The sequence below is a fragment of the Streptomyces eurocidicus genome, from assembly GCF_002891295.1.
In the GTDB taxonomy this organism is placed as follows: domain Bacteria; phylum Actinomycetota; class Actinomycetes; order Streptomycetales; family Streptomycetaceae; genus Streptomyces; species Streptomyces eurocidicus.
Window position 1 is genome coordinate 507,772 of record NZ_LGUI01000005.1, and the last position, 11,548, is coordinate 519,319.

Sequence of the window (11,548 nt, forward strand, 5' to 3'; positions counted from 1 at the left end):
CCTTGCTCCCTAAACTATTTCCAGCGAGTGGCCCGCGAGGTAGCGGGCCAGGGGGGCGGCCATCTTGGCGCGGGCGGGCGGGTGCAGCCCCAGCCCGTGCACGGCGGCCGCCAGATACGCGATGTCGTCGGAGCTCATGAAGTTCAGGCCGCCGAGCAGCTCCACGGCGCGCGGGACGACCCGCGCGAGCGTGTCCTGTGCGGCGTACCGCACATGCAGGGAGTCCACCAGCAGCCCCTGGTCGCACAGCGCGGCCCCGGTCTGCCGGGCCACGTTCTCCACCGCGGCCACGGCGGCCTCCAGCTCGCCCACCAGCCGCACCCGCTCCAGCTCGGGCACCCGGTCGTTGCCGACGAGCCGCTCCACCAGCGCGCTCGCCGCACCCAGGTAACTGGCCGTCATCAGCAGCTCGAACCAGACGAACCCGGTGGTCTGGATGTCGTCCAGCACCTCGCCCTCGGGCACGTCCGTGCGGACCACGAGGTCGTGCGGGACGAGCACGTCGGTGACGGTGACCTGGTCGCTCTCCGCGCCGGCCAGGGCGAAGCTGCCCCAGAACGGGGAGACCGCGATCCCCGGGCTCTCCGCCGGGATGAGGACGACGGCGAGCTGCTCGCCCGTGCCGTCCTCCCGGGGCACCATCACGCTCGCGGTGAGCAGGTCCATCGAACGGGCCAGGCTGCAGGGGCGCTTAGCGCCGTTCATCACCACGCCGGCCTCGGTGACCCGGGCGGACATGGTGGGGCGCAGGATGCTGCCGTTCGGCTGTCCCTCGGCGAAGCCGGAGGCCAGCAGCAGACCGCCGTTCACGACGCCGGTCAGCAGCATCCACTCGAAGCCGTTGCCGGTCTCGCTCAGCGCGACCAGGCTGGCCAGCGAGAAGTGGTGCATCGTGGTGGCGACCGCCAGCGACGGCGAGCGGGCGCCGATGGCCCGCTGCACCCGGACCGCGGCCAGGGCGTCGGCGCCCTTGCCGCCGTGCGCGGCGGGCACCAGCAGCCCCGCGCCGCCCGCTTCCCTGAACGCCTTGACGCCGGGGTTCCCCGGGCTCTCCAGCTCGGCCAGCGGCCGGCCGGCCAACTCCTTGTCCAGACCCGGCAGGAGCGAGTCGAGGGTCGCCCGCTCCCTCGCCAAGAACCTCATGTCATCCGCCTTTCGACACGCCTCGGTACGGGGCACTGCGCTCGGTGGGGCCGCCGCGCGGGCGGCCCGGTGTCTCTTCAGATGGCATTGGCGACCCGCATCAGCCGGACGATCGCGCCGAGGCTCGGCCGGCCCTCGAACGCGAGGTACTCCGGCAGGACCACGTGCGGCGCCCACTTCTCCTTGTAGGCGAGCTGGGTCCGCGAGGGGTACACCCGCTCGCCGTGCGCGGCGAGGAACCGGACGATCCGGGTGACGGTCGCCCCGGCCCCCGGCGGTTCCGGCTCGCTGTCCAGGCCCACGAACGGGGTGAAGCCGAGGTGCAGCCACGGCGCGCCCTCGCCGGAGAAGACCTCGATCGCGGTGGCGTTGATCGCCTCCATCACCCCGGGCGGCGCCTCCCGGCGGCGCCGGGTGAGGTCGTGCAGCCAGCCGGGCCGGGTGCCGTAGACGGGGGAGTAGGAGATGTAGCCGACGGCGGCGCCCTCGATCCGGCCCACGAAGAGCCGGCGCGCCGGGGCGGCCTCGCCCAGCCGTTCCCCGACGAGGAAGGCCAGCTCCTTGGTGAACCGCCCCTTGCCGCGCAGCCAGTCCCGGTCGATCGCGGTCAGCTCGGCGTCGACCGCGAAGGGGTCGGCCTCCGCGACGACGAGCCCGCTCCGCCGGGCCCGGGAGATCTTGTTGCGGAGCCGGACGAAGGGCTTGCCGCGCAGGGTGAAGTCCGCCAGCCGGATCGCGTAGGACGAGCCCAGCCGGTTGACCGTGAAGCCGTTCTCCGCGTAGAGCCGCGCGTCCTCGCTCTGGAGCTGCACCGCGATCACCCGCTTGCGGGACCGCGCCGCGTGCGCCCGGAAGGCCGCCAGCAGGGCCGCCCGCTCGGCGGGGTGGGCGAAGGGGCCGCCGAACTGGAGGAGATGGCGTCCCGAGGCGCGGTAGGCGACGAACCCGTCCGGCCCGGCGGCCCGGAAGTGCTCGGTCCGCTCGTTGAGGGCGAGGAAGGCGCTGGGGTTGTCGGCGTACCGCTGGAGGAGCTTGTGGGCCTCGGGCACCCCGGGACCTCCCGGGATCCCGTCAGGCGCCGGGGTGGCTGGCAGCATCGGCGGAACTCCTCACTGTGGACGCCTCCGGAGCCGCGGCCGTACGGGAGGCCGCCCGGGAGCAGGCCGTCTCGAATTCCTCGAACAGCTTGTGCTTCTTCGGCTCGAACGAGATCCGGAAGGGCTTCAGGGAATTCCCGAAGATGCCCCGGTCGCCCAGCAGATGGACGGGGACCGCGAGCAATGCCCATTCCGGCCGTACCAGCCAGGCCCAGAGACCGACGACCGCGCCCCCGGTGAGCAGGCTGTGCATGATGTTGTAGGCGATGTAGTAATTCCTGGAGATGTCCCCGGTGCGTGACCTGCGGAATGCTATGGCGCCCGGGATATAACCGATCGCGTCGATGACCACGAAGAGCCCGATGAAGACGGGCCAGCGGATCTCGCCCCAATGCGCGACGGTCAGCGCGACGGCGACCGCGAATCCGGCCAGCCATTCGAGCCGGGACAGCAGAAAGGTGTTCCTGGTTTCGAAATGATTGAGCGCGTCCATGTGATCCCCCGTATCGCGCCCGGCCGCGCCGCCGGGCCGGGGCGCCGGCCGCCGGCCGGTGCCCTGTCCGTCGTACGTCGCCGGGTCACTGAGGACATTGACGCGTCCGGCGCTTCCGAGGTTGCCAGCGTGGGGGAGTCGGGGTGCCGGGGAGATCCCCCTAGGCCCCCCTAATCTTCGGAGGATGATCCTCCGTCATGGCCGGGAACCGGCGGCGGTTTTGTGAATGCGCAGGCGAGCGTGGATGCGGGCCCCGCCGAGAAGATCCTTTTCGGTGATTGATCCGTCCGGCGTGGAATGGGGATCTCCGAGCCCCCGGGTGCGAGCCGGAGGGATGGAGGAGTGCGGTGCCGCCTCTCTTCGCCCCGTGCGGCATGCAAAAACTGGGTAAAGGCGACCGGGGGTGCGGCCTCCTGAGGGTTACGTTTGAGCCGGTCGGGATCGAACAACGTCTCGACACGGGGGTGATGCGTGAACGACTGTTCGAGCTCGGGTCGGTTACGTGTCCAGCACTTGATGTGTGTCGGCCGGTCAGGCCGGGGGCCGTCGGTCGCCGCCGCATGGGGGATGCAGGGAAATGGCGACGCTGGTGGAAAGGGAGGACGCGCTTGCGACTCTCGGGAACGCCTTTGAGGAATGCGAGGGAGGCCGGGGCCGCACGGTAGTGGTCAGCGGCCCGCCGGCCGGTGGCAGGTCGGAGCTCCTGCACGCCTTCTGCGACCACGTCCTGGGCTCCGGGGCGCTGCTGCTCATGGCCGGCGGCTCCCGCTCGGAGCGGGCCGTCCGGCTCGGCGTCTTCAGCCAGCTGGTGCACAACGCCCCGCTGCCGCCGGACATCATCCGCCGGGTGGCGGAGGCGGTGGTCGACCCGGCCTTCGCGCCGGAGCGCGCGGGGAAACCGGAGTGGCGGGAGTGGCAGGGGGAACCGGCCGGGCGGGCGGAGCCGGAGAGGCCGGCGGTGTCCTTACCCGCGCCGGGTGCCGCGCCCTCCCGCCGCCCCGGCACCGGTGTGATCAGGGAGGCGTGCGAGGCCCTGCTCAAGCTGGCCGAGCATCGCACGGTCGTGCTCGCGGTCGACGACCTCCACTTCGTGGACGAGGAGTCCCTGCGCGCCCTGCTGTACCTGCGTCTGTGCGTCCGGCCCGCGCGCACGCTGCTGCTGTTCACCGAGTGGCCCGACGTCTGGTGCGCCCCGTCCGCCTCGTCCGCGCTGCGCGCCGAGCTCACCGCCCCGCCGTACCGCCGGATCCGGCTCGCACCCCTGACACGGGACGGGGTGGCCCGGCTCGTCGCCCGGAGCCTCGGACCGGCCAGGGCGGCCCGGTGCGCCGCCGCCTACCACCGGCTCACCGGGGGCAACCCCACGCTGGTGCGCGCCCTGATCGAGGACGACACGGCCGCCGGGGACCCGGGCGGTCCGCCGGCGGTGGGGGAGGCGTTCGACCGCGCCGTCCTCGCCTGCCTGCACCGCTGGGACCCCGCCCTGGCCGGCCTCGCGCGCAGCGTCGCCCTGCTCGGCCCGCGCGCCTCCGCCCCGCTCGTCGGCGAGCTGCTGAACTCGCCCCCCGCGCTCGTCGCCCGGGGCCTCGCGGCCCTCGGCGAGGCGGGGCTGCTGGAAGCCGGCCGGTTCCGCCACCCCGCCGTCGCGGCGGCCGTGCTGAAGGACCTGGCCCCCGCCGAGGCGGCCCGGCTGCGCGCCCGTACCGCCGGACTCCTCTACCACCACGGCGCGGTCGCCGAGGAGGTGGCCGACCACCTCGTGGCCGGGGGCGGGGCGCCCGGCCCGTGGGCGGTCGCCCCGCTGCGCGAGGCGGCCCGGCGGGCCCTCGTGGTCAACGACGACGCGCGGCTGGCCGCCGAGTACCTCTCCCTCGCCCGGCGGAGCTGCCGGGATGAGCGCGAACGCGCCTCCGTCACCGCCGAGTTGGCCATGGCCCGCTGGCGCACCAACCCCTCCGCCGCGATCAGGCTGACCCCGCTGCGCGACGCCCTCTCCCACCCCGGGCCGAGCGAGCGGGACATGCCGGTCGTCGTGCGCAACCTGCTCTGGCGGGGCGACCACGGCGAGGCGGAGAAGGCGCTCGCCCTGCTGCACGGGGGCAACGGCCGGCTCGACGCCCAGACGGCCGCCGAGATCGACCTCACCTACCAGTGGATCTACGGTCCGCGCCCGGCCGCCCCCGGCCGCGCCACGCCCACCGGGCCGGCCGCGGCCGACCCCTGGACCCGGGCCGCCGCGGTCCTCGGCGCGCGGCTGCACACCTGGCGCCGGGACGAACTCGCCGAGAGCGCCTGGCACCTGCTGCGCGGCTCACGGCTGAGCGAGACCTCGCTGGGCGTCCTCGCCACCGGTCTGATCGCACTGACCTACGCCGACGAGCTGGACCGCGCCGTGTCCTGGTGCGACGGCCTGGTGGCCGAGGCGGTCCGGCGCCGCGCCCCCGCCTGGCGGGCGATGCTGGGCAGCGTGCGCGCCGATCTCGCGCTGCGCCAGGGCGACCCGGCCGCCGCCAAGGCGTACGCCCGGAGGGCGCTCGACCTGGCCAGGGCGCAGGGCTGGGGCGTGCTGGTCGGCTATCCGCTCGCCACGCTGGTCCTCGCGGCCACGGCGACGGGCGCGTACGAAGAGGCGTACGCGGAACTGGAGCAGATGTCGCCGGACCACACCTTCGAAACGGTGTTCGGGCTGCGGTATCTGCACGCCCGGGGCCATCTGCACCTCGCGACGGGCGGCGTGCTGGCCGCGTACACCGACTTCACCCGGTGCGGCGACCTGATGCGCGAGTGGGAGATCGACATCCCGGCGCTCGTGCCCTGGCGCGGCGACCTCGCCCAGGCCCAGCTCCGGCTGGGCAACCGGGAGGCGGCCCGCGACCTGGTGACCGCGCAGCTGGCCCGGCCCGGGGCGATCGGCGCCCGGCTGCGCGGGATCTCGCGGCGGATCCTCGCCGCGACGGCCGGCCGGGGAGAGCGCGTACCGCTGCTGCGCGAGGCGGTCGCCGATCTCCGCGCGGCGGGCGACCGGCTCGAACTGGCCCGCGCCCTGGCGGACCTCGGCCGGGCCCGCCACGAGGCCGGGGACCCCGGCCGGGCCCGCCCGGCGGCGCCGGGCGCGGTGGAGGAGACGAGGGCCGCCGGCCCGCCCGACTTCCTCGGCCTGGTGCGGGAACCCGGGGCCCGGCCGAGGCCGCCCGCGCGGCCCGGCCTTCCCGACGAGCGGCTCGCCGCCCTCAGCGACGCCGAGCTGAGGGTGGCCGCGCAGGCGGCGCTCGGCTACACCAACCGGGAGATCGGCTCCCGGCTGCACATCACCCCGAGCACGGTCGAGCAGCATCTGACCCGGGTCTACCGCAAGTTGCGCATCGGCGGCCGCCGCCATCTGCCGGCCGGGCTGCTGCCCCCCTCCCCGGCGGCGGGCGAGCGGCGGGCCGGGTGACCCCGACACAGGCTTCCGTGCCCGCGGGGCTCTGGCCCGGGCGTGCGCCCTCGCGTAGCGTGACGGGACATGAAGATCCTGATCTCCGCGGACATGGAAGGCGTCACCGGTGTCACCTGGCCGGCCGACGTGCTGCCCGGCGCGTCGCAGTGGGAGAGGTGCCGGCACCTGTTCACCTCGGACGTGAACGCGGCCGTCGCCGGGTTCTTCGCCGGGGGCGCCGACGAGGTGCTGATCAACGAGGCGCACTGGTCCATGCGCAATCTGCTGCTGGAGGAGCTGGACGAGCGGGCGGTGCTGCTGACGGGCAAGCACAAGTCCCTGAGCATGGTCGAGGGCGTACAGCACGGCGACGTGGACGGCGTCGCGTTCCTCGGGTACCACGCGGCCGCGGGGGCCGAAGGGGTGCTCGCGCACACCTATCTGGCGAACTCCCTCACCGGCGTATGGGTGGACGGCACGCGGGCGAGCGAGGGGTTGCTCAACTCTCTGGTCGTCGCGGAATACGGTGTGCCCGTGGTGCTGGTGACCGGCGACGACCGGACCTGCGAGGACGCCAAGGGGTATGCCCCCGGAGCCCGTTCGGTCGCCGTCAAGGACTATGTCTCGCGGTACGCGGCGGTCTGCCGCCCGCCGGCCGTCACGGCCGCGGACATCCGGGCCGCCGCGCGGGAGGCGGCGGCCCTCGCGGTGCGGCACGAACCGGTCCGCCGCGGGCCCTTCACGCTGGAGCTGGAATTCGACGCCGAGCACCTGGCCGGCCAGGCCACGTGCGTACCGGGCGTCGAGCGGTGCGGCGAGCGCCGGGTCTCCTACACCACGCCGACCATGTACGAAGGCATCCGCTGCTTCAAGGCGGTCACGACCGTCGTGGCGGCGTCGGTGGAGGAGCAATATGGCTGAGAGCGGGACGGGCACGGCGACCGGCGGCGGACCGGCGGGGCCGGACGAGCGGGCCCTCACGGAAGTGGTCCGGTTCACCTCGGACCTGATCCGGATCGACACCACCAACAGGGGCGACGGGGACTGCCGGGAGCGCCCCGCCGCCGAGTACGTCGGCGGGCTGCTGGCCGACGCCGGCATCGAGCCGGTCCTGCTGGAGCGGGACCCCGGGCGCACCAACGTCGTCGCCCGGATCCCCGGCACGGACCCGGACGCCCCGGCGCTGCTGGTCCACGGGCATCTGGACGTGGTGCCCGCCGACCCGGCCGACTGGACCGGCCACCCCTTCTCGGGCGAGGTCCGGGACGGCGCGGTGTGGGGCCGGGGCGCCGTCGACATGAAGAACATGGACGCGATGGTGCTGGCCACCGTGCGCTCCTGGGCCCGTTCGGGCGCGCGCCCGCGCCGGGACGTCGTGCTCGCCTTCACCGCCGACGAGGAGGACCGGGCGCACGCGGGCGCCGGCTTCCTCGTCCGGGAGCACCCCGAGCTCTTCGAGGGCTGCACGGAGGCCATCGGCGAGTCGGGCGCGTACACCTTCCACGCGGACGGCGGGCTGCGGCTCTACCCGGTGGCCGCGGCGGAGCGCGGCACGTGCTGGATCGAGCTCACGGCCAGGGGCACCGCCGGCCATGGCTCCAAGATCAACCATGACAACGCGGTCGTCGCGCTCGCCGCCGCCGTCACCCGGATCGGCGCGCACGAATGGCCGGTGATGCTCTCCCCGGCCGTCCGGGCGGCGCTGTGCGAGATCTCGGCCCTGTACGGGATCGACGCCGACCCGGAGGCCCGGGACTTCGACGTGGACCAGCTGCTGGCCAAGCTGGGTTCGGCCGCCAAGCTGGTCGCCGCGACGGTGCGCAACAGCGCCAACCCCACCATGCTGAACGCCGGGTACAAGGTCAATGTGATCCCCGGGGCCGCCACCGGCCGGGTCGACGGCCGGGTGGTGCCGGGCGGCGACGAGGAGTTCCGGACCACCATGGACCGGCTCACCGGGCCGGCCGTGGACTGGGAGTTCGTGCAGCACGGCGCGCCGGCCCAGGCGCCGGTGGACGCCCCGCTGTTCGCGCGGATGCGGGCGGCCGTCGAGCTCTTCGACCCGGAGGGGCACGTGGTGCCGTTCTGCATGTCCGGCGGCACGGACGCCAATCAGTTCGCCCGCCTGGGCATCGCCGGCTACGGCTTCTCGCCGCTGCGGCTGCCCGTGGGCTTCGACTACCAGGCGCTGTTCCACGGCGTCGACGAACGGGTCCCGGTGGACGCGCTGCACTTCGGCGTCCGGGTGCTCGACCACTTCCTGCTCGAAAGAGCCTGACGGACCGTCCTGAGGAGGCGTAAGCAACATGGTGTCCACGGCGCCCTACGGAGCGTGGCAGTCCCCGGTCGACGCGGAGCTCGCCGCGTCGCACGGCGGCCGGCCCAACTTCGTGGGCACGGTCGGTGACGAGGTGTGGTGGGTGGCCCCGCGCCCGCGTGAGGAGGGCCGCTTCGCCCTGGTGCGACGGCGGGCCGACGGCGACGAGCGGGCGGTGCTGCCCGCGCCGTGGAACGTCCGCAACCGCGTCTTCGAATACGGCGGCCTGCCCTGGGCCGCCGTCCCCCGGGAGACCGGCGGCCCGCTGGTGGTCTTCACCCACTTCACCGACCAGCGGCTCTACGCCTACGAGCCCGACGCCCCGGACGGCGCCGGGCCGCGGCCCCTGACGCCCCTGTCGAGGACCGGCGGCGGCCGCCGCTGGGCGGATCCGGTGCTGCTTCCGGATCGCGGCGAAGTGTGGTGCGTGCTGGAGGAGTTCACCGGCGAGGGCCCGTCGGACGTGCGCCGGGTGCCGGTGGCCGTGCCCCTGGACGGCTCCGCGGCCGGGGACCGGGGCGCGGTCCGGGAGCTGGCGGAGGACTCGCACCGCTTCGTCACCGGCCCCCGGCTCTCCCCGGACGGGCGGCGGGTGGCCTGGCTCGCCTGGGACCACCCGCGGATGCCCTGGGAGGGCACGGAGCTGCGCACGGCCGAGGTGGCCGGGGACGGCCGCTTCACGGAGGCGCGCACGGTGCTGGGCGGCCCCGGGGAGGCCGTGGCCCAGACGGAGTGGGCGCCGGACGGCTCGCTCCTCGCGGCGAGCGACCGCTCCGGCTGGTGGAACCTCTACCGGGTGGACCCGGACACGGGGGAGCGCACCGCCCTGTGCCGCCGCGAGGAGGAGTTCGCGGGGCCGCTGTGGGTCCCCGGGCTGCGCTGGTTCGCGCCGCTGGCGCACGGCCTGATCGCCGTGGTGCACGGCCGCGGCGCCGCGGCCCTCGGCATACTCGACCCGGCCACCGGCGAGGTGGTCGACGCGGCCGGGCCGTGGACGGAGTGGGCGGCGACGCTCGCGGTCAGCGGCACCCGGGCCGTCGGCGTCGCGGCGAGCCCCCGCAGCGCCTACGAGGTGGTGGAGCTGGACGCGTGCACCGGCCGCGCCCGCGCGATCGGCGCCCGGCACGTCGACCGGGTGGACGCCGCGTACTACTCCGAGCCGCGGATCCGCGTCTTCACCGGCCCGGGCGGGCGGGAGGTCCACGCCCACGTCCACCCGCCGCACAGCCCCGACTTCACCGGCCCCTCGGACGAGCTGCCGCCGTACGTGGTGTGGGCGCACGGCGGCCCCACCGCGCGGACGCCGCTCGTCCTCGACCTGGAGATCGCCTACTTCACCTCGCGCGGCATCGGCGTCGTCGAGGTGAACTACGGCGGTTCGACCGGCTACGGGCGGGAGTACCGCGAGCGGCTGCGGGGCCGCTGGGGCGTGGTCGACGTGGAGGACTGCGCGGCCGTCGCCGAGGCGCTCGCCGCGGAGGGCACGGCCGACCGGGCCCGGCTGGCGATCCGCGGCGGCAGCGCCGGCGGCTGGACGGCGGCCTGCTCGCTCACCGCCACCGACCGCTACGCCTGCGCCACCATCCTCTACCCGGTGCTGGACCTGCTGACCTGGGCGCGCGGCGGCACCCACGACTTCGAGTCGCGCTATCTCGACAGCCTGATCGGCCCCCTGGAGGACGCCGACCGCTACCGTGACCGCTCCCCGCTCGCCCGGGCGGACCGGGTGGCCACCCCGTTCCTGCTGCTCCAGGGGCTCGCGGACCCCATCTGCCCGCCCGAGCAGAGCGAGCGGTTCCTGGCGGCGATCGCGGGGCGCGGGGTGCCGCACGCCTACCTCGCCTTCGAGGGGGAGGGGCACGGTTTCCGCCGGGCCGACACCATGGTCCGCGCGCTCCAGGCGGAGCTCTCGCTCTACGCCCGGACCTTCGGGGTCGCGGCGCCGGGCGTGCCGGTGCTGGAGCTCGTGAAGTGAACCCGGCGTCCGGAAAGGACGACTGAGGGGCGGTCAGCGACGGCCGAGGGGGGCGCACGCCGGGGGCGCCTCCCTATAGGCAAGAGCCTGAGGTTAGCCTAACCTAAGCCTATATTCGTGCTCGCTGCGTCCGTATGCCACCGGGCTCCTTCCTGCTCGGAGGCGTGCGGGCGCGGCCGGGCGCCCCGGCCTGCCCGGCCGATGCGTCGAGAGCGAGCCGGGCATGTAAGGTGAGGCTTACCTTAGTATGAATGGAATCGGGGGAACAGCCGTGCAGCAGTCCGAACTCTCCGGCCGCGTCGCGCTGGTGACCGGAGCCGGCCAGGGCATAGGCGAGGCCGTGACACGCGCCCTCGTCGCACAGGGAGCACGCGTCGCGGCCCTCGACTGGACCCCGGACGGCGTCAAGCGCCTCGAGGCCGAATTCGGCCGTGACACCGTCACCGCCCACACCGCCGACGTCGCCGACAGCGCCGCCGTGGAGGCCGTCGTCGACGAGGTCGAGCGCACCGTCGGCCCGCTCGCCATCCTCGTCAACGTCGCCGGAGTGCTGCGCCCGTCCCCGGTCGTCGACATCACCGACGAGGTCTGGGAGCGCACCTTCGCCGTCAACTCCACCGGCGTCTTCAACGCCTCCCGCGCCGCCGCCCGCCGGATGACCGGACGCGGCTCCGGCTGCATCGTCACCGTCGGCTCCAACGCCGCGGGCGTGCCGCGCACCAGCATGGCCGCGTACGCCGCCTCGAAGGCCGCCGCCACCATGTTCACCAAGTGCCTCGGCCTGGAGCTCGGCCGCAGCGGCGTCCGCTGCAACGTCGTCTCGCCCGGCTCCACCGACACCGCCATGCAGCGCGACCTGTGGACCGACGAGCAGTCCCCCCTCCGCGTCATCGAGGGCGACCCCGCCAGCTACCGGGTCGGAATCCCCCTCGGCCGCATCGCCGAGCCCTCGGACGTCGCCGACGCCGTCACCTTCCTGGTCTCGGACCGCGCCCGGCACATCACCATGCACGACCTCTACGTCGACGGCGGCGCGACCCTGCGCGCCTGACGAAGACGCACGACCGGCGGCCGGCACCTGACCGGCGGCCGGTCCCACCACGCA

At 74.6% G+C, this 11,548-nt stretch carries 8 protein-coding genes; 5 read left to right on the forward strand and 3 right to left on the reverse strand.

Annotation, left to right across the window (positions count from 1 at the left end; translation table 11 throughout):
* Positions 1-9: 9 nt before the first annotated feature.
* The 3 genes from AF335_RS19125 to AF335_RS19135 form a co-directional block, all read right to left on the reverse strand.
* Positions 10-1,143, reverse strand: a complete 1,134-nt coding sequence (locus tag AF335_RS19125) for an acyl-CoA dehydrogenase family protein (protein WP_102919602.1) — start codon at positions 1,141-1,143, stop codon at positions 10-12.
* A 77-nt stretch (positions 1,144-1,220) separates the two neighbouring features.
* Positions 1,221-2,192 (reverse strand): DUF2156 domain-containing protein, encoded by a 972-nt coding sequence (locus tag AF335_RS19130; RefSeq protein ID WP_244927091.1) that lies wholly within the window; start codon positions 2,190-2,192, stop codon positions 1,221-1,223.
* A 22-nt stretch (positions 2,193-2,214) separates the two neighbouring features.
* Complete coding sequence (locus tag AF335_RS19135; protein WP_102919604.1) at positions 2,215-2,733, reverse strand: hypothetical protein; 519 nt, start codon at positions 2,731-2,733, stop codon at positions 2,215-2,217.
* A gap of 577 nt (positions 2,734-3,310) precedes the next feature.
* Between AF335_RS19135 and AF335_RS19140 the strand changes: the two genes are divergently transcribed.
* The 5 genes from AF335_RS19140 to AF335_RS19160 all read left to right on the forward strand — a co-directional run bounded on the left by AF335_RS19140 (position 3,311) and on the right by AF335_RS19160 (position 11,494).
* A complete protein-coding gene (locus AF335_RS19140) occupies positions 3,311-6,169 on the forward strand; it encodes an AAA family ATPase (protein WP_102919605.1) in 2,859 nt (952 codons plus the stop codon).
* A gap of 69 nt (positions 6,170-6,238) precedes the next feature.
* Positions 6,239-7,072, forward strand: coding sequence for a M55 family metallopeptidase (locus AF335_RS19145; protein WP_102919606.1), 834 nt, complete (start codon positions 6,239-6,241; stop codon positions 7,070-7,072).
* Positions 7,065-8,429 (forward strand): M20/M25/M40 family metallo-hydrolase, encoded by a 1,365-nt coding sequence (locus tag AF335_RS19150; RefSeq protein ID WP_102919607.1) that lies wholly within the window; start codon positions 7,065-7,067, stop codon positions 8,427-8,429. The genes AF335_RS19145 and AF335_RS19150 overlap by 8 nt, the downstream gene beginning before the upstream one ends.
* 28 nt (positions 8,430-8,457) lie before the next feature.
* Complete coding sequence (locus AF335_RS19155) at positions 8,458-10,443, forward strand: dipeptidyl-peptidase 5 (protein ID WP_102919608.1); 1,986 nt, start codon at positions 8,458-8,460, stop codon at positions 10,441-10,443.
* 247 nt (positions 10,444-10,690) lie between these two features.
* Positions 10,691-11,494: a 2,3-dihydro-2,3-dihydroxybenzoate dehydrogenase gene (locus tag AF335_RS19160; protein ID WP_102919609.1), complete on the forward strand. Its 804-nt coding sequence runs from the start codon at positions 10,691-10,693 to the stop codon at positions 11,492-11,494.
* Positions 11,495-11,548 lie beyond the last annotated feature (54 nt).

Coding starts and splice junctions, on each gene's coding strand:
- AF335_RS19140 (WP_102919605.1), top strand. CDS start 3,311: ATGGCGACGCTGGTGGAAAGGGAGGACGCGCTTGCGACTCTCGGGAAC.
- AF335_RS19125 (WP_102919602.1), bottom strand. CDS start 1,143: ATGAGGTTCTTGGCGAGGGAGCGGGCGACCCTCGACTCGCTCCTGCCG.
- AF335_RS19150 (WP_102919607.1), top strand. CDS start 7,065: ATGGCTGAGAGCGGGACGGGCACGGCGACCGGCGGCGGACCGGCGGGG.
- AF335_RS19135 (WP_102919604.1), bottom strand. CDS start 2,733: ATGGACGCGCTCAATCATTTCGAAACCAGGAACACCTTTCTGCTGTCC.
- AF335_RS19155 (WP_102919608.1), top strand. CDS start 8,458: ATGGTGTCCACGGCGCCCTACGGAGCGTGGCAGTCCCCGGTCGACGCG.
- AF335_RS19160 (WP_102919609.1), top strand. CDS start 10,691: ATGAATGGAATCGGGGGAACAGCCGTGCAGCAGTCCGAACTCTCCGGC.
- AF335_RS19145 (WP_102919606.1), top strand. CDS start 6,239: ATGAAGATCCTGATCTCCGCGGACATGGAAGGCGTCACCGGTGTCACC.